Here is an 18,720-nt window from a genome sequence, read left to right on the forward strand (position 1 = left end):
TAAAATCAATAGTGTGACTTGTAGAGGGAAGGTAATAATTCTACAAAATAGGTATGCCCTCTACAGGGTGCGCTCAAACGCAAGAAATAAGTGGGGATAAGGATTATACACCAAGTCATGTGCTATCTGAGCGGAATAAAACTATGGGAATATTAATTAAGAAATGAAGCTAAGTCACACGCCAAAATAAAAAAACACGCCCCATGTGGCGTGTTTTTTATGATAACGGAATCTTTAGTTTAAAGAACCTACCCAATCAATTTCCCTAAACCCTTACTTCCAAATCTCGTCCGCAATCTCTTTAATGAAGGCAAGCTTCTTCCACTGCTGCTCTTCCGTCAAGATATTGCCCTCTTCCGTAGAAGCGAAGCCGCATTGTGGGCTAAGGCAGATGTGGTTGATGTCCACGAATTGAGTTGCTTCTTTAATACGTTTAATGACCGTCTGCTTGTCTTCCAGCTCACCCGTTTTAGAGGAAACGAGGCCCAGGACGATCTGCTGCTGGCCTTTCAGATGCTTCAGCGGTGTGAAATCGCCTGCACGGTCGGTATCGAATTCGAGGTAGTAGCCGTCGATGTTGTCGATGCCGAACAGGGTTTCAGCAACTGGCTCGTAGCCGCCGGAGGATGCCCAGGTGGAATGGTAGTTACCACGGCATACGTGGGTTGTAACGACCAGATCGGCTGGAAGATCATTCACGGTTTCCTGATTCACGCGGGCGAACAGCTTTTTGGTATCTTCCACATTCTCACCCGCATGCTGTCTGGCTTCCCAATAGTTTTTATCGCAGAGCATGCCCCATGTACAATCATCCAATTGCAAGCTGCGGCAGCCCTCATTATAGAACGCTTGAATCACGGATTTGTAAGCTTTGGCGATATCCGTCACCAGCTCATCCAGATTGCTGTAATAGGTATCGGTTGTTTCTTTGTTCTCTCCACGCAACAGCTCGGCCAGGAATTGCGCAGGTGCCGGAATGGTTTGACGTGCAATCGCATCCTCACCCGCTACTTGTTTCAGGAATTTGAAATCTTCAATGAAAGGGTGACGGGAGTGACCGATTTTACCAGTCAAGCGTGCGGTTTCCGCTCTTGTTTCCACGCCTTGGAATTGGTAACCGTTCGAAAGCTCTACCTTTTCCACGCCATCCAGGCCCCACATAAAATCAAGATGCCACCAAGAGCGTCTGAATTCACCGTCTGTCACGGCTTTAAGTCCTACGGATTTTTGCTTTTCTACCAGCTTGATAATTTCGTTGTCTTCAATCTTTCTCAATTCGTCCGCAGAAATTTCGTTGTTTTGAAATTGAATTCTAGCGTTTTTGATCGCTTGCGGACGCAGAAAGCTGCCGACCATATCATGTCTGAAAGGGGTCACTTTTCGTTGGGATGCATTGTCAAGGATGCTGCTCATTAGGGTTATCTCCTTTTTCGCTTCTGTAGTGAAGTTCTTGTAAGAAAGATAACATACATTTTCAGTTATAATGTAACTCCAATAAACTATAGCTAGTTATAGCCTAAAACTATACCAAACTTTTTACTCGCCTATCGCCTCATGCAGCGCTTCTACATAGACGGAAGCCAGCTTGGAGAGCGCAGCATTTTTATGACAAATCCATCCCACATTAATAGACTCCTCACATTCCAAAGGTACGGAAATAATCTCGTTACCGTTCAGATCCGCACTGATCACCCCGGTAGAAATGGTATACCCGTTCAGACCAATCAGCAGATTGAAAAGGGTCGCCCGGTCATGGACACGAATGCTTTTGGGATGAGACAACGTACTGAGAATTTCCTCAGAAAAGTGAAAGGAATTGTACTCCCCTTGCTCAAAGGACAGATACGGATAAGGATGAAGCTGGTCAATGGTCACGATGGACTGCCGGGATAGCGGATTTTTGGCACTGATAAAAATATGCGGCTTGGCGATAAACAGGCTGTTAAATTGCAGATTTGCATCTTTTAGCAGCTTATTAATCACCTTGGCGTTAAATTCGTTGAGATACAAAATTCCAATTTCGCTGCGCAAGCTTTTGACATCCTGTATGATTTCATGGGTTTTCGTCTCCCGCAAAGCCAGCTCATACTCATCCTGTCCATATTGATTCACCAGATTCACAAATGCATTTACAGCAAAAGCATAATGCTGCGCGGATACGGAAAAATGCTGCGGTGAAGGCTTGGCATCCAGATAGCGACTTTCCAGCAGCTCCGCCTGTTCGACGACCTGACGCGCATAACCGAGAAACTCCACACCCTCCTTGGACAAAGAAATGCCTTTATTGGTGCGGTCAAAAATCGTGATATGAATTTCTTCCTCCAGGTCCCGAATCGCGTTCGACAGACTGGGCTGGGAAATAAACAACCGCTTTGCCGCCTCATTCATGGAACCGCGATTGGCAACCTCGATGACATATTTTAATTGTTGTAAGGTCAATGCATGATGTCCTTTCCGTTTGTGTTTCTTCTATTATATAACACATGATAACACTGCTGTTTCAAGAACCCCCTAAACCCAAAATAACACCTCCTCAAAATGGTAACATCCATTTCAGGGAGGTGCACTTGTATTATTGCTTTAATTAACGGACTTCACCATTCGTGGTGATCAGTTTTTGGTACCAATAGAAGCTTTGTTTACGAATACGGCGCAAATCTTTGAGATCAAACTCTTCACGATCCACATAGATAAACCCGTAGCGCTTACTGGAGCCCTGATGGGTACTAACAAGATCAATCGCAGACCATGGACAGAAGCCGAATACTTCTACGCCATCTGTGATTGCCAGTTGAATCTGATCAATATGTTTTTTGAAAAAGTCAATCCGATAAGGATCATTCACTACATCGCCTTCTTCAAGCTTGTCAAAAGCGCCCAAACCATTCTCCGTCACGATGAGAGGCAATTGGTAGCGAGAATAAATTTGGCGTAATGTGGTTCTAAAACCGACCGGATCAATCTCCCAACCAAACTCCGTCGTTTGCAGGTTGGGGTTGACGGAACCTCGATATGCTCCGGGTTCACCCACAATTTCATGCTGATCTCCTGTATGTGAAAAATCATTTCCGTCATCCAAACTTTCTCCTACGGTTTGAGAGGTGTAATAATTAAAGGCGATAAAGTCCGGATTTCCCTTCGCTAAAATGTCCATATCGCCCTCTTCAATGATAGGCTCATATCCTTTTTTGACCAAATAGCTCCAGGCAATGTGATTGTATCGACCAAATACCGCCATATCCAGATAGAGCCAGTTGCGAATGGCTGCATAGTTATCAGCCGCCAGCGTATCTTCCGGCTTGGAACTCGCTGGATAAATGACCCCAATATTCGGCGCTGGTCCGATTTTCGCGTCAGGCAGCATCTCATGGCACAACACCATCGCTTTCGCTTGCGCTACTAACATATGATGATTTTGTTGGTACAGTACCTTTTGCGGATTTTCCAGGCTTGTATCTAAAGTTCCGATGGAGCCGGGATGGAGAATCAGCATATTTTGCTCATTAATGGTTAACCAATATTTCACCCTGTCTCCAAAGTTCTCATACAATGTTTTGGCATACTGCTCGAAGGCGTCAATCGTCTCCCTCTTCGACCATCCGCCTTGTTTTTCAAGAGCATAAGGCAGATCAAAATGATACATAGTAACAATCGGTTCAATACCATATTTAATGAGTTCGTCAATTAATGAGCTGTAAAACGCGATTCCCTTCTGATTAACTTCACCTGCGCCCTGTGGATAAATGCGTGTCCAGGCAATAGAGAAACGATACGCTTTAAAGCCCATTTCAGCCATCAAAGCTACGTCTTCTTTGAACATATGGTAATGATCACTGGTTACCTTAAAATCAGTGACTCCTTCGACGTGATTAGCCATGTCAATGACAGAGGGTCCTTTTCCATCTTCGTCCCATGCACCCTCTACTTGATAAGCGGAAGTGGAACCTCCCCAGAAAAAATTTTCAGGAAATGCCTTCAATTGATTATGTTTCATGATATAGTCCCTCCAGTTATAGTTAGATCCTTCTGATGTTCGCAATTCATGTGTGTGATGATGATGCTTGCCAGTATCACACAACCAAAGTTAACAATACTTCATTTTTTTGAATCTGCTCCTGATTTGTCTCAAATACGTCCACTTTATGTTTCGTGAGTGTGACGATGACAGGCGTTACGATTTCATATCCTGCTTCAATAATCTGCTCCTTGTCAAATTGGATTAGCAAATCGCCCTGTTTCACGCTGTCGCCCTCTTTAACCACTGGATTAAAATGCTTCCCTTTTAGCGCAACGGTGTTAATTCCGATATGAATTAATATCTCTGTACCCGCATTGGAAGTCAATCCTATGGCATGTCCTGTGGGGAACAGCGAGGTTACAACTCCATCTATTGGCGCTACAACCTCACCGACAGACGGTTCAATGGCTAACCCTTTTCCCATGGCTCCTGTAGAAAATGCAGAATCATTCACTTGACTCAATGGTGTGGTCGTGCCTGTGATCGGGCTGTATATCGTTTCTTTCTTGATGTCGACGGCCACGGGTTCTTCTGTTTTCACGGATTCATCCATTTCCGGGGCCTCCCCCTTAACCTTGCTTTCATACCCAAAAATAAGAACCATTAGCGTTGCAGCTATAAATGAACATGCAATGGCGATAACGTAAATTAAGGTTGGCGTATATACTGGAATTGCAAAAATGTTGTGAAAAACATATGCCGTCATTTTCACTCCAAAATGTCCATTGATAGCTCCGCCTAGAGCGCCTGCAATAATGACAATCGGAATGACACGTTTATAACGAAGCACCAGACCATACACAATCGGCTCTGTCACACCAGCCAGCAATCCTGTAATACTCGTGGAACCGGCAAGAGTTCTAAGTGTTTTATCTTTTTTCGCCTTCAGGAAAATACCAAATGCGACACCAATTTGAGCAAATACTGCTGCTGCAGCCATCGCCTCAATCGGATCACCTCCAACACTGATATTTTGAATCGTGATGGGTGTAAAACCCCAGTGAAGTCCGAAGACGACCATAAAGGTCATAAAACCACCAAGAACAATCCCTGACAAAATGCCACTTATACCGATTAACCATGTCACACCTGAAGAAATCCAATCTCCTACCCCTGTACCGAAAGGTCCGAAAGCCATCGCAGATAGCGGAACCATAATCATTAAAGCCAGCATCGGAACTAAAAAAAGCTGTAAATCCTTAAGAATGATCTTCTTCAAAAACATATCCACCAACGCATATATGCTAATGGATATGAAAATCGGGAAAACACTGGCGGAGTAGTTCATCATGACCACCGGTATTCCTAAAAATGATACATCAGAGCCTTTGTCCATCAGCCCCGTAAAGTTGGGTTCCATGAGAGCCGCACCGATTACACCAGCTACATAAGGATTCGCCTTCAGCTTTATACCAAGCGTAATCCCAAGCAAAATCGGCAAAAAGTAAAACACAGCATTCCCTGCAGCAGACAGGATCATATAAGTATCACTTGTTGCAGACATCCATCCCAGCAAGGTCAAAACCGTCAGGAGTGCTTTTATCATCCCCGAGCCCGCCATCGCTGGAATCAATGGGGAGAAACTGCCGGAAATGACTTCAAAGATTGTAGATATGACCGATGTTTTTTTTCCACTGGATTCACTGGCTGCAGGGGAGTTCGATCCAAAATCCCTGTTTTTCATGATCTCCGTATATACATAGGCAACGTGGCTCCCGATAACCACTTGAAACTGCCCTCCGCTTTCGACAACAGTGATGATGCCCTCATGCTTCTCTAGCGTTTCTCTTTCGGCTTTTCTTGAATCTTTCAGGTCAAATCGGAGCCGTGTCGCACAATGCACAAGCCCGTTAATATTTTCTTCTCCTCCAACGAGGCGTACGATGTCATCGCCCATTTTCTTATGGTCCATGTTCATTCTCCTTCTGGGCAGATTGTTCTGAAAACAAAAAAATACCTAAACGAAAGGCCTGTGTAATCAAAGAAAATGATCACTGCCATTCATTTAGGTATCGCCTGCTTAACCAGTAACAATCCTTATATTTAAGTTGTGAGCCTACTATAAATCACTCAGAAATCGTTTGCAAGCTTTTTTTTCTAGGAACCAGCCATATCGTTTCTGGAAGTCACACGCTGTATATGAATCGTCAAGTACACCTTTTCATCAATCGACATAGCGCTTTCATGCTTGCTTTCCAGGTATTGATTAATCAAATGGGTACATTGAAAAGCCTTCGTGTATTTATCTTTGACCTGCTCATACAAGAAGTTGTCGCCTGAAGCTAGTTGTTCTTGTTCATTGCTCAGCAATCGTTGGGCAAAGTACTGCAAATGAGTAATAAACCGGGAATAATTGAACGAAGTTTCATCCAGTGTAATCTGATAGTAATCGGTTACAATGTTGAAAATGTCATCAATGACCTCGGTAATCTCAACCGTTTGTTTCATTCCTTGACCGTCTTGTCTTGCATTTACAAAATGCATAGCAATAAAGCTTGCTTCATGCTCATCCATTTGGATGCCAAATTGAGCATGGATGATGTCCAATGCATTCATTCCGATCATAAATTCTTTTTTGTAAAATTTTTTAATTTGCCATAACAGTGAATTTTTAAGTCCCACGGATTTTCTGTATCTAGAGATGGCAAATTGAATATGGTCAATCAGAGAAATATAGATATTGTCACTAAAAATATCTCCCATTTCCTTTTTTGCGCTGCCTACAATTTCATCCGCCACCTTTAAATATTCTACAGATGTTTCTCCAATGAGATCAATTAATTTTTGCGGAATTTTATCGGACTTTAATACAAAAGTTTTTTCTATTTTTTCCTCATCGACCCTCTGACCATTTTTCTTTTTAAAGCCCAGACCATTCCCTATGACAACAAATTCATGACCCACCTGATTTTCGGCCCGAATAACATTGTTGTTAAATATTTGCCGGATGATCATATATCTGCTCACCTCATTGATGTAATGACAAAGTTTGTAATAACAAAAAAACCAAATAACGACTAAATAATTAGTCATTATTTGGGTATCGCCTGCTAACCAGTAACAATCCCGAGGGTTACTTACCCCTTCATTCAATTACTTTTACTATAACGCTTTCAAACCAGAATAACAATACAATCATGCCAAAAAAACCTTTTTAGATTCATGCTTAACTTTCTTTTTCTTTGCAAAATACGTCTTTGGCAACCTGAATAGCTGAGGCTGCCCGGGGCCATCCTACATAAAAAGCAAGCTGTGTAATGACCTCAACCAGTTCTTCTTCCGATAATCCGTTATCCTTGGCCAAATTCAGATGATAGGGAAGCTGGCCCCCATGCTCACCCGCTACCAACGCGGAAATGGTTATGAGACTCCGTTCTCTGAGAGATAGCTCGCTTCTTCTCCATACATCGCCAAAAAGAACATTTTCCGTATAGTTCACAAAAGCAGGCGCAAAATCCCCAACCTTTTCCCGTACACTCGATGTGATTAATTTATGCTTCATTTATTCAACACTTCCCTTCGTTCCTGATGTACGGTTATGCAGATCGTATGCAGATGTGCAGTTTCCAGCTATAAAATCATCTGGGCAAGTCCGTTGCCAAAGGACCAATCCTCTAATTCCGTTTCCACCAGTGTTACAAATACATCCTCCGGCCTGATCTTGCATTCGGTGGATAAGAGTTCGGCTACCCTTTGGTAGAAGCTCTTTTTTTGTTCCGTACTTCTGCCTGATCCGAGCGTAATTTGGATATAGAGCAGCTTGTCTGTTCTGGGTATATCCAAATAATCCGGACTGTAATAAAACTCGCTCTGCTTATGAGCATGAAAAACCTGAAAATAATCCTTTGCCGGCACCTGAAAATGTTCGATCAAAGCGTTCATGATACTGCGGCTAATCCCAGGCAGCTCCTTCTCTGTGTATTGATCCTCCATGTATCCTACTCGTACAAATGGCATGTTCATCTCTCCTGTCCGTCTGGATAAGAAGATTTTACCCCATCCTTTTTCATCTGTATAATTGAAAATAATCATAAATATATTCATTTTTACCGATGGAGATGAGTGTTCATGGATCTGAAAGAGCTAACCACGTTTCGTACCATTATCGAAGAAGGAACCTTCTCTAAGGCTGCCACCAAATTAAACTACGCACAGTCTACAGTAACCAGCCAAGTTCAGAGACTGGAGAAGGAGCTGGGATTTCAGCTTTTTAAAAGAGGATGGGATGCGGAATTAACCGCTGCGGGCAAATATTATGCGGAAGAGGTAGATGGACTTATTCAGCATTGGAATTATGTATTGGATCAGGCCAAGTCTCTGAAAAAAGAGGAAATCGGCACGCTGCATATCGGGGTAATTGAAACGGTAGCGGCTACCGTGCTACCCGAGGTTCTGCGTCAGTTTCGGGAGCATAAGCCGAATATGACGTGCCATTTTACAGTAGGAAACACAGATGCACTCTCGAATGCTCTGATGGAGAACACGCTTGATTTTGCAATTTGCGGGGAACCATACTCGATTCCTTCCCTGCACTTTGAACCTGTGTATCACGAACAGATTGCTTTTATCGTATCCCGTGATCATCCCTTTGCGGCCAAAAGCGATCTTCATCTAGAAGACCTGTATGAATACCCGCTGATCGTTGGAGGGAGGAGCTGCCTGTACCATATTCGCCTGGAAAAAGAGCTTTCGCACTTTCCGTCGATGCCATTTTTTTATATTGTCAGTCAAATCTCATCCATACCGTCATTTGTAAAAGCAATTCCTTCGGTCGGAGTAATTCTATCGTCGTTACCTGTGTCGGATGAGCTCATCACGATTCCACTACAGTTAACAGACCCGGCTATTCCCGTTGGACTATTACACAGCAGCCAGCACCAGCAATACATGTCTTCGGCGCGAAAGCTACTGATGCAACTAGTTAAGGAGCTTTATATGCGATAGCTCTAATGTAAAAACTACTAATAAGCTATATATGCAAGCCAACTTAGCATAAAGAAAAAGCCGCCAAACACTCAGAAATCTGGTGTTTAGCGGCTTTACTATTATGAAAACCAGAGGGAGTGTGTCCCTCTTCTTATTTCTTTATTTTTGTGATGCCAGTTATTTCGCTTCGAGCGTTTTTTTCCACAATCCCAGAATGAGCGCGGAAATCACAGAGCCAATCGCCACTGCAAGCAAGAACAGCAAAGCATGATTGGCAAGAGCTGCTACAAAAATTCCGCCATGTGGAGCTGGAAGATTGATTTGCCAAAACTGCGTCAGACCACCAGCAATCGCTGAGCCTACAATACAAGAGGTTAGGACACGCAGAGGGTCAGCAGCTGCGAATGGAATTGCTCCTTCCGTAATGAAGGACAACCCGAGTACATAGTTCGTCAAGCCAGACTTGCGCTCTTGCTCCGTGAATTTATTTTTGAAGAACGTTGAAGCTAATGCGATCGCCAACGGAGGTACCATACCGCCCGCCATAACAGCAGCCATCATAGCTCCGTTCGTGTTACCGCTGGAAGTAAAGACACCGATCGAAAATGCGTAAGCCGCTTTGTTGAAAGGTCCACCCATGTCAATCGACATCATTCCACCCAGGATCAGACCCAGAATAACCGCATTACCTGTTCCTAAATTGTTCAGAACATTGACAAGCCACGTATTAATACCACCGAAAATCGGATCAAACAGGTAGAACATAATCGCGCCTGTAATTAGTAGTCCAAATACTGGGTATAACAAGATTGGCTTTAAGCCATCCAGCGTTTTCGGCAGACCTGCAAAAGCTTTACGCAGGAAGATAACCACATAACCAGCCAGGAAACCTGCTGCCAGACCGCCAAGGAAGCCTGCATTGGAGTTTACAGCCATCAGACCACCAACCATACCTGGCATCAGTGCCGGGCGGTCTCCAATACTCATCGCGATAAATCCGGCCAGTATCGGAATCAGGAAGTGGAACGCACCTGTTCCGCCGCCAATCGTTTGTAACAGTTGGAAGAATACATTATCTTCTCCCGCTACCTGTTCAATCAAGAAGGAAATTGCTAGCAAAATCCCCCCGCCTACAACAAATGGCAGCATATGAGAAATACCATTCATTAAATCCTTATAAATTTTACTACCGACGCTGCCCTTCTCCGCTTTCGACTCTTCAGCGCTGCCATTACCTTCACTACGATAAATTGGCGCATCGCCGTTCAGCGCTTTGCGGATCAGTTCTTCGGATTTACGGATACCGTCACTTACCGGTCTTTGCAATACAGGCTTGCCGTCGAAGCGGGCCATTTCAACCTTCTTGTCGGCTGCGACGATTACACCTTTGGCACGACGAATTTCATCTGGGGTCAGTACGTTTTGCGCACCTTCCGAGCCGTTCGTTTCTACCCGGATATTTACACCCATCTCTTTCGCTTTCTTAATGAGAGCGTCTTCAGCCATATACGTGTGCGCGATACCTGTAGGGCAAGCGGTAACCGCAACCACAAACTCGTCAGAATCCGGGTTGCCAACGATAACGTCTGGCGTTTGCTGTGCCTTGGCAGCTTCTTTCTCCGCCTCTTTTGCTTGCTTGGCTACTTCTACTTCGGCCTGCTTGGTATCAAACAGCTCGGATACTTCATCCGGTGTTTGCGTATTCATAAGCTTACCGATGAAATCGGTATCAATTAATAACCGGGAAAGTGCCGCCAGTGTGCGAAGATGCGTATTTGCTGCTCCCTCTGGAGCTGCGATCATGAAAAATACGTTCGCAGGCTCTCCATCCAACGATTCGAAATCTACACCTTTACTGCTTTTTGCAAAAACGACAGTCGCTTCATTCACAGCTTTGGTCTTGGCATGCGGCATTGCAATGCCGCCGCCGATTCCGGTGCTGGATTCTGCTTCGCGTTTGTAAATCATTTCCTTGAACAATGCCCGGTCATTAATGCGTCCGCTGGCTTCGAGACTGGCGATGAGTTCCTCAATCGCTCCGTCTTTTGTCGTTGCCTGCAAGTCCATGATCATCGTTTCTTTAATCATCAGGTCTGTTATTCTCATTTTTCACACTCTCCTAAGTTCGATCAGCGTGTAGACACACGCATAATAAGCTCATGATGTAGCTGGATTACCATTTTGAAATCGTGACTTGCGGCCGTAATTGTTCAATTTTCTCTCTTGTAGCCAGATCATCGGAGAACGCAGTTGCGCTTCCGGATGCCACACCCGCACGGAATGCTTCGATCGGGTCGCCATGAAGGGCCAGCGTACCCACAAATCCAGCAATCATGGAATCACCTGCGCCTACAGAATTTTTAACCGTTCCTGCCGGTACATTAGCGTGGTACACTTCATTTGCCGTAATGAGCAAAGCGCCTTCTCCTGCCATGGAAATCAGTACATTCTTAGCCCCTGCCTCCAGTAGCTTACGGCCGTAAGTGACAATCCCCTCCTTGGAGTTAATAGTAACGCCAAACAACTCAGCCAGCTCATGGTGATTCGGCTTGACGAGCAGCGGCTTATGAACCAGTGCCTTCATCAGCGCTTCACCTGTGGTGTCGATGACGAATTCCGCCCCGGTCTGCTGGCATACGCTAATCAACCGATCATAGAAGTCTCCCCCTAGTGACGGCGGGATGCTTCCAGACAAGACGACAATGTCATTTTTCTGGAGACTCGACAGCTTTTGCACCAGCGCATCTGCCTCTTGCTCATGTATAGCTGGTCCCAAGCCGTTGATTTCCGTCTCATCGCCATGCTTGAGCTTAATGTTGATCCGTGTATCATCTTCGATGATTACAAAATTAGTTTTAATGGATTCTTCCCGCAATGTATCGTTGATAAACCTGCCTGTGAATCCTCCGAGAAAACCAATCGCCGTGCTGTCTGCTCCCAACTGATTCAACACGCGCGATACATTAATCCCCTTGCCGCCCGGCAGTTTCAAATCACGTTTCATCCGGTTCAAATCACCTAGCTTCAAGTCGTCAACTTCCACGATATAATCAATGGAAGGGTTCAGCGTTACTGTATATATCATCGTTATCCCTCGATTATCTTAGTTTTCTGAGCAATGGATCGGCGTGATCGTTCAGGCACCGATTCTGTAATAAGGATAGCTTCCTTCAGTTCGAACAACTTGGCAAAGGTAACTTCACCAATCTTGCTGGAATCGGCCAACACATACGTTTTGCCTGATAGCTGATGGGCACGCCGTTTAATCAGCGCTTCTTCGGGATCAGGAGTTGTATACCCCATTTCCACATCTACCCCGTTCGTTCCTAAAAAGCACTTGTCGAACCGAAAATTGTCCATATTCTGCAGAGCAATACTCCCGATTACGGCCTTGGTATGAATTTTCATCATCCCTCCCAGTAGATAGCTTCTGATTCGTTTACTTACCAGTGCTTCTACGTGGGATAGGCCATTTGTCACGACCGTCACGTCTTTAGCTTCAATGTAAGGAATCATCGCCATCGTTGTTGTTCCCGCATCCAGATAAATACATTCGCCATCCAAAATTTCTTTGGCGGCCATACGGGCGACTGCGTTTTTCTGTTGAACGTTTTTGAATGCTTTTTCTTCCATGCCAGGTTCCTGACTTTTCTGATTCAGCAAGGAAGCCCCGCCATGAATCCGCTTTAGCAACTGACGGGCTTCAAGATCGATTAAATCACGCCGAATCGTTGATTCAGAAGCGCCCAACAGATCGACCAATTCCTGCAATTTTACAACACCGCGTTCTTGTAAGCGCTGTATTATTAACTTGTATCTTTCTTCCGTCAGCATCTTCATTCCCCCAACTTGTTCATATCGTACCATAAACCTCACAAAAAACAATCATTTTTCTTCAAAAAGATTCAAAAAACTTCATTCCAACTTCATTTTTTTACAAAATGGTGAATTCCTGCTCCAATCATCATGATTACGTTTACATTTTAAAGAAAATTCATCTACTTTTATGTAAATTCATTCTTCTTACATAGGAATTCAGCAGTAAACGTTCAAAAACGTTCTGATGCTTCCATCAGCATCATTTTACCACAACAAAAAAGCTAAACACTCGGGTTGTCCCCCTGTGCTTAGCAGATTTTCGCCAATTAACCATTTACGATTCCGATCACGAAACCATCATAGCCTTTGCTCCCTACCGTCTGAATGGCTGTAGCTGTAATCCTCGTTTCTTCAGCCAGCAAGTCGTAGAACTTCCTTACCCCCTGTACACGAGGGTCCGTACTGAAGGCTTGAATGACTTCTCCTTCCCGGATGACATTATCGCCAATAATCACCGTGCCAGGATGGGAAAAACGAAGGGCCCAAGCTAGATACGATGGATTATTCGGTTTATCTGCATCAATAAAGATAAGATCAAAGGGGACAACGTGTTCTTCCTCCATCTGTGCTAACTGTTTCAACGCGTCTCCCTCACGAAGTTCGACCATTCCATCCAATTGGGCCAACGCTATGTTGGACCGGGCTGTTTCAGCATGAAGCGGATTAGCTTCCAGCGTAACAATTTTTCCGTCCTTCGGCAACGCCCTTCCCAGCCAGATTGTACTATATCCTCCCAAAGTACCGATCTCCAGCACGCGTTGTGCACCTTGCATTTGAGCAAAGATATTTAACAGTTTTCCCTGATTGGGTGATACATCATACGGAGGCAATCCCGCTTTTTGATTAGCAGCCAATACCTGTTCCAGAACAGCATCATGCGGAATGAGACGATCCGAAATATACTGGTCTACTTGATCCCATATGTCCGTTTGATTCATTTGCTCCACTCTCCTTTGGATTAACTTACACTTTGATTGTAAATGAATTATTATTATAAAAATAATATATGTTTTTGCTCTATTTATAATCTGAATGTATGAATGATCGAAAAGGAGAGTTCTACAATGAACCTGCATGCGTTACGTTTATTCCATGTGGTCGCCTCCACCGGAAGTGTGACACGAGCCTCTGAACTATTAAATATCAGCCAACCTGCTATTACCGCTCAAATTAAAAAATTCGAAAAAGAAATATCCCTCACACTGCTCATGCCGCTGGGAAGAGGAATTGCCTTGACCGATGCTGGTGAAAAGCTTGCTTTACTCGCTAAACGGCTCTTTGCCGTTGAACAGCAAATCGAACAATTCTCACAGGATTATCGTGATGGAACCCATGGGCATATCCGGCTGGCTGCTACTTATTTACCGGCTCATTTTCTAATTCCGACCTGGATTGCGAAGTTCAAGCAACAATATGAACACGTTGAAATGACGATTAACACAACCAATTCCAATGATGCATTGAAGCAGCTATTAAATATAGAAGTGGACTTTGCCGTCTATGGGGGACTACCGGAGCAACACCCGGATACGATTGAGACAGAAGAATTGTTCCGTGATGAGCTATGGTTTGTCGTCGCACCGGATCACCGATACGCTAATCAGCAGGCCACTTTATTAGAGATGATGCATGAACCCCTTGTTATGCGTGAAAAGGGAAGCTCGACACGGGAGCGATTGTTTTCCTTATGTCGAACCTACAATGCTCCAGCTCCCCAGATCACCCTGAACTTCACGGGATTGCATGAGGCCATTACCGCAGTTATTGCCGGATACGGTGCGAACTTTGTGTCTTCGTTGGTCGTGCGCGAGTATGTAGAACGCGGCGAGCTGTGCCGGGTATACGTCGAAGACATCCAGCTTCATAATTCAATCGCTATCTGTACCCGCAAAAATGAACCTCTATCTGCCGCTGCCCTGAACCTCATTCAGCTTATTCGCAGCAGCTCCTGATCCTGATGAGAGAGAAGATTATAGAAGCTCCCCCTCCATAATCTTCTCCAAATAATTTTGCGGCTGTGCCAGAAAATCGGCAAAACTGCATACATCCGCATATTCCTGATGCTCCTCATCATAATAACCCACACACTTCTTCTTCGGATTCCACACCAGCATAATATCTGAGTAATTATCTATTTCCAAAGACAGACGCAGCAGCTTTTGCCGCCCCACCTTCATTTCAATGGTATCTACCAATGAGAAAAATTCAACAAATCCAATATCATAATCATTTTCAGGTACATTCACACGAAGCTGGTCACCCGTCAGGAAGGTCTCAAGGTCCTTAGGGAGCTTGTAGCTTTTTAAGGCATGTCGTTTATTTTCCAGGCTATGAAATTCCGGAGGCTCCACAGACTTTAAATACTCTGCCATCTCCGTGTTTTTATTAGATATGGCAATCGTATATGCCCGTTCTCCGTCTTTTTCCGTCAGCGTCACATCAGCGCCTAGCTCGACCAGATACTTCACCATCGCAAAATTATTATCTCGGGCCGCTACGGTTAAAGGCGTGGCTTGATAAGGATATACCATATTAGGAGCATTGAAATTAATATCTACACCATACTCCAACAGAAAAGCTACCGTTTTTGAGTCATGCTCACTAACCGCATTGCGCAGCGTTGCTCCACCATGCTGCTTGATATCCAGGCCAAGCTCATGAATAAGCGGGATATTCTTTTTATTACCGTAGTAAGCTTGTTCATAAGCACCTGATTTCACATGATTTTTCCCGTCCAGCTTGGCACCATGGGCAACCACATAGCGCACGATCTCTTCTGTACCATAGCGAACAGCCGTCAGGAATGCCGGATTGTCTTTCACATTGAGTTGAACCCCCTGTTCCACCAGCAGCTTCAACACATCCAACTGCCCGGAAATAAGCGTAATATCCAATGGACTTAACGTGGTATATTTGCTGAGTACGATTCCTTGTTCTATATCCCAGCCTTCCGTCAGCGCTTGACGTAAAGCAGATATATTGCCTTCAACGATATGCATTACAATCTCGGGAAGAACGTCAAAATTACCGATATCTTTTAATTTGATCATCATCAAGCCTTCTTTCTGTATGTATCTCGTAGTTATATCTCTATTTTATACCATCCCCTCTTTAACATAAAATCGCCTGATTCTCCAAGCGTCATACCCTTCTACTTTATAAACAAGTGAGCATTAGGAGGCCAAAGCTCCTTGGAGAAGCTATAATTGTATTATGATTCTGTACACCACAAGCAACCATAAGGAGAACACATGAATAGCATTCAATACCTGTCCCAATTCAATCTGCTTGATAGTCTATCATTAGAAGATTTAGTTGAGATGGATCAAATGACTTCGATTACGACCCTACCGAAAAACACATTTATTCAAACCCCGGATACCTTTTCCGAAGGACTTTATTTTGTGAAAAAGGGAAGGGTCCGTCTGTACAAGCTGAATGCGGATGGTAAGCAATTTACTTTGGATATTCTCAGCGAAGGAAATGTATTTGGTGATATGGACATCATTTCATTAGGGACACGGGATATGTATATAGAAACGATAGAAGAATGCGATATCTGCCGGATGGACAAAGACCGATTTGAGCATTTTTTAATACAACATCCCCGATTCATGATGAACATGATCAAGGTGTTGAGCGACCGAATCTCGGGTATGAGCCGTTTGGCCCAGCATCTAGCTTTGGGAAACTTACAGGATAAAATTTTGTATGTTCTTTTAAGGCTGTCCGATCAGTTTGCCCTCCAAAGTCATGATGAGTATTACAAAATAAATTTCCCGCTATCCCACCAGGAAATCGCTAATCTGGTCGGAGCCACCCGAGAAGCTGTAACGACGGCTCTACAGGAGCTTGTCAAAGAAAAGGTCATTCAAACCGGGTTTAAAACGATTTACATCCATCGGGAAAAGCTGTCGGAGTTGTAAACTACATTACATCTATAGTTCAGAGAAAAGAAGTATCGTATAGCTACTTGGAAAACCTACGATATGGAGTGGATGAAATGGACAATCAAATGTTCTTCGTTCTCTTTAAATTAATCGTAACAAGATCACTCGATTGATCTACACAGGCGGGGGCAAAGTATGGATAATGATATTAAACAAATCCCAATTACAGATACGATATTACAACGAAAAGGGGCTCGCAAGGGAACAGACATTCCTGATGATGTGCTTCACCTGCTACAGCAAGGACAGCTTCAGACGGTGAACCTCACCGAATGGCTAGCTGTCGACCATGCTTTACTGCTACAAAATGCACTTGCTAAGTTTGGATTGCAGCGATCATCCGATATCTTTCTGTCCGAATTGGATCATCTGAAGGAAAAGAAGATCATGAAAATAATCCCTGCGATTGCCCAAGCATGGCTGAACTTGTTCGAGCAACAAACACATCAAGAACGTACTCGAATGTTCGATGTGATGGCATCCCATCTTTCAGACAGCATTCGCTGTTGGGCTGCCTATATCGTTGGGATTGACCCCCGTTTAAGTATTAAGCAAAAATTGGCAGGCATTCGCCCCTTTGCAGCGGACCCCCATTTCGGAGTGCGTGAAATTGCCTGGATGGCCGTGAGAGAGCCTATTTCCAAGCAATTGGTTGACGCGCTTGATCTGTTAAACGAATGGGTACGAGATCAGGATGCTAATATCCGTCGTTTTGCCATCGAGTCGACTCGACCACAAGGTGTTTGGGCCAAGCATATTCCGGAATTAAAAGAACACCCGGAGCTGGCACTTCCACTTTTGGAAGCAGTCCAATCCGATCCTGCCAAATATGTTCAGGACTCTGTGGGCAATTGGCTGAATGATGCCAGTAAAACCAATCCCGAATGGGTGCTTCAAGTGTGTGCTGCGTGGCTGGAGACTTCGGATACGAAGGAAACCAAACGAATTGTCACCCGGGCCCAAAGAAGCTTGATAAAAAATCTATGATCAGAGACTCATCCCCATCCAATCCATATCCAGATGATAGACATAAACTATGAGATATATCTGGAATATTAGGAATGGAGGAATTCCTATGTCTATTATTAGAATACGTCTGGAAGCAGACAGTATAGTAAGCGGAAATATTAACGTCACAACGAATATTAATTTCACTCCTGTTGTTAATCGTTATACAGCTACCGTAGTGCTGGGCAACATCGTGGGAGGAGTAACCACCATTCCGGCACAAAGCTTCACGAATGATAGCGGTGCTTCAGTTGCTGCCAATGGACTTACGGTTCCGACAAGCAGCGGCTACTACAATATATTCGTAGGTGGCACTTTGCAGCGAGGCGGATTAACGACGCTTACCGCTGCTAATTTAATTATAAATACAGGCTTGATTGTTGGTGCAACGGTAGTCCTGGAGGCGATTAATTTCAACACTAGCGCCTCCTCAACCTCTGTCAACAACGTCACAGTGACGACTACCATAAGTGACTGAGCTGACTCATCATAAAATAACCATAAAAAACCGCCAAATACAGGGTTCCTCGTATTTAGCGGTTTATTTCTCTATGAACCAAATAATTTATCGGAAATGTATACACGTTCAGCACGAAACCTAAATCTTGAAGTTCTCCACCAAAACCTGCAGCTTCTCGGCCAGTGAGGAGAGGAGCGCTGCGGAGGATTCCACTTCTTGCATGGCGGCAAGCTGTTGCTCCGAAGAGGTGGACAGGGACTCCGCCCCTTCAGCCGTATGATTAGAGACCGTAACGATATTCTGAATGGCTTCAACGAGCCCTTCGCAGATCAGCGCCAACTCCCGGACTGTGGCTGATATTTGCTCGCTTTGGGCAGACATATCGGATACGGAGACTTCGATCTCAGAGAAGGAGCGTCCGGCCCATATGATCAGCTCCTTGCCCTGTAGCATTTCGTCCGTGGAACGCTTCATAGTTT

General features: G+C 44.4%; 18 protein-coding genes. 5 read left to right on the forward strand and 13 right to left on the reverse strand.

Annotated features, from left to right (window positions below; genetic code table 11):
• Positions 1–273 precede the first annotated feature (273 nt).
• The 7 genes from ACQ4MX_RS05145 to ACQ4MX_RS05175 form a co-directional block, all read right to left on the reverse strand.
• A complete protein-coding gene (locus tag ACQ4MX_RS05145) occupies positions 274–1,413 on the reverse strand; it encodes a 5-methyltetrahydropteroyltriglutamate--homocysteine S-methyltransferase (protein WP_431089634.1) in 1,140 nt (379 codons plus the stop codon).
• A 123-nt stretch (positions 1,414–1,536) separates the two neighbouring features.
• A complete protein-coding gene (locus ACQ4MX_RS05150; protein WP_431089635.1) occupies positions 1,537–2,439 on the reverse strand; it encodes a LysR family transcriptional regulator in 903 nt (300 codons plus the stop codon).
• 145 nt (positions 2,440–2,584) lie between these two features.
• Positions 2,585–3,994, reverse strand: coding sequence for a glycoside hydrolase family 1 protein (locus ACQ4MX_RS05155; protein WP_431089636.1), 1,410 nt, complete (start codon positions 3,992–3,994; stop codon positions 2,585–2,587).
• Between the two features lie 76 nt (positions 3,995–4,070).
• Entirely contained in the window at positions 4,071–5,930 is a 1,860-nt protein-coding gene (locus ACQ4MX_RS05160; protein WP_431089637.1) for a beta-glucoside-specific PTS transporter subunit IIABC, read from the reverse strand.
• 185 nt (positions 5,931–6,115) lie between these two features.
• The gene (licT, locus tag ACQ4MX_RS05165) at positions 6,116–6,973 is read right to left on the reverse strand and encodes a BglG family transcription antiterminator LicT (RefSeq protein ID WP_431089638.1); all 858 of its coding nucleotides are present in this window, start codon (positions 6,971–6,973) and stop codon (positions 6,116–6,118) included.
• 211 nt (positions 6,974–7,184) lie between these two features.
• Positions 7,185–7,520, reverse strand: a complete 336-nt coding sequence (locus tag ACQ4MX_RS05170; RefSeq protein WP_431089639.1) for a carboxymuconolactone decarboxylase family protein — start codon at positions 7,518–7,520, stop codon at positions 7,185–7,187.
• A gap of 68 nt (positions 7,521–7,588) precedes the next feature.
• Positions 7,589–7,975 carry a tautomerase family protein gene (locus ACQ4MX_RS05175; RefSeq protein ID WP_431089640.1) on the reverse strand — a complete coding sequence of 129 codons (387 nt, stop codon included), beginning with the start codon at positions 7,973–7,975 and terminating at the stop codon, positions 7,589–7,591.
• A gap of 111 nt (positions 7,976–8,086) precedes the next feature.
• Between ACQ4MX_RS05175 and ACQ4MX_RS05180 the strand changes: the two genes are divergently transcribed.
• Positions 8,087–8,962 (forward strand): LysR family transcriptional regulator, encoded by an 876-nt coding sequence (locus ACQ4MX_RS05180; protein WP_431089641.1) that lies wholly within the window; start codon positions 8,087–8,089, stop codon positions 8,960–8,962.
• 159 nt (positions 8,963–9,121) lie between these two features.
• On the opposite strand, the gene ACQ4MX_RS05185 is transcribed toward ACQ4MX_RS05180, so the two are convergent.
• The 4 genes from ACQ4MX_RS05185 to ACQ4MX_RS05200 form a co-directional block, all read right to left on the reverse strand.
• On the reverse strand, positions 9,122–11,050 hold the full coding sequence (locus tag ACQ4MX_RS05185; protein WP_431089642.1) for a PTS fructose transporter subunit IIABC: 1,929 nt from the start codon (positions 11,048–11,050) through the stop codon (positions 9,122–9,124).
• A gap of 67 nt (positions 11,051–11,117) precedes the next feature.
• The gene (pfkB, locus tag ACQ4MX_RS05190; protein WP_431089643.1) at positions 11,118–12,029 is read right to left on the reverse strand and encodes a 1-phosphofructokinase; all 912 of its coding nucleotides are present in this window, start codon (positions 12,027–12,029) and stop codon (positions 11,118–11,120) included.
• 2 nt (positions 12,030–12,031) lie between these two features.
• Complete coding sequence (locus ACQ4MX_RS05195) at positions 12,032–12,778, reverse strand: DeoR/GlpR family DNA-binding transcription regulator (protein WP_044647095.1); 747 nt, start codon at positions 12,776–12,778, stop codon at positions 12,032–12,034.
• Positions 12,779–13,089: 311 nt separating this feature from the next.
• Positions 13,090–13,761, reverse strand: a complete 672-nt coding sequence (locus ACQ4MX_RS05200) for an O-methyltransferase (protein ID WP_431089644.1) — start codon at positions 13,759–13,761, stop codon at positions 13,090–13,092.
• A 126-nt stretch (positions 13,762–13,887) separates the two neighbouring features.
• On the opposite strand from ACQ4MX_RS05200, the gene ACQ4MX_RS05205 reads away from it, so the two are divergent.
• On the forward strand, positions 13,888–14,775 hold the full coding sequence (locus ACQ4MX_RS05205; protein WP_431089645.1) for a LysR family transcriptional regulator: 888 nt from the start codon (positions 13,888–13,890) through the stop codon (positions 14,773–14,775).
• 18 nt (positions 14,776–14,793) lie between these two features.
• On the opposite strand, the gene ACQ4MX_RS05210 is transcribed toward ACQ4MX_RS05205, so the two are convergent.
• Positions 14,794–15,873, reverse strand: a complete 1,080-nt coding sequence (locus ACQ4MX_RS05210; protein WP_431091256.1) for an ankyrin repeat domain-containing protein — start codon at positions 15,871–15,873, stop codon at positions 14,794–14,796.
• Between the two features lie 201 nt (positions 15,874–16,074).
• Between ACQ4MX_RS05210 and ACQ4MX_RS05215 the strand changes: the two genes are divergently transcribed.
• The 3 genes from ACQ4MX_RS05215 to ACQ4MX_RS05225 all read left to right on the forward strand — a co-directional run bounded on the left by ACQ4MX_RS05215 (position 16,075) and on the right by ACQ4MX_RS05225 (position 18,259).
• Complete coding sequence (locus ACQ4MX_RS05215; protein ID WP_431089646.1) at positions 16,075–16,749, forward strand: Crp/Fnr family transcriptional regulator; 675 nt, start codon at positions 16,075–16,077, stop codon at positions 16,747–16,749.
• A gap of 198 nt (positions 16,750–16,947) precedes the next feature.
• Complete coding sequence (locus tag ACQ4MX_RS05220) at positions 16,948–17,760, forward strand: DNA alkylation repair protein (RefSeq protein WP_431091257.1); 813 nt, start codon at positions 16,948–16,950, stop codon at positions 17,758–17,760.
• 88 nt (positions 17,761–17,848) lie between these two features.
• Positions 17,849–18,259: a DUF4183 domain-containing protein gene (locus ACQ4MX_RS05225; protein ID WP_431089647.1), complete on the forward strand. Its 411-nt coding sequence runs from the start codon at positions 17,849–17,851 to the stop codon at positions 18,257–18,259.
• A gap of 120 nt (positions 18,260–18,379) precedes the next feature.
• Here ACQ4MX_RS05225 and ACQ4MX_RS05230 read toward each other — a convergent pair whose 3' ends face one another.
• Positions 18,380–18,715: a hypothetical protein gene (locus ACQ4MX_RS05230; protein WP_431089648.1), complete on the reverse strand. Its 336-nt coding sequence runs from the start codon at positions 18,713–18,715 to the stop codon at positions 18,380–18,382.
• Positions 18,716–18,720 lie beyond the last annotated feature (5 nt).

It is taken from the genome of Paenibacillus sp. 8b26 (assembly GCF_050626875.1).
GTDB lineage: Bacteria > Bacillota > Bacilli > Paenibacillales > Paenibacillaceae > Paenibacillus.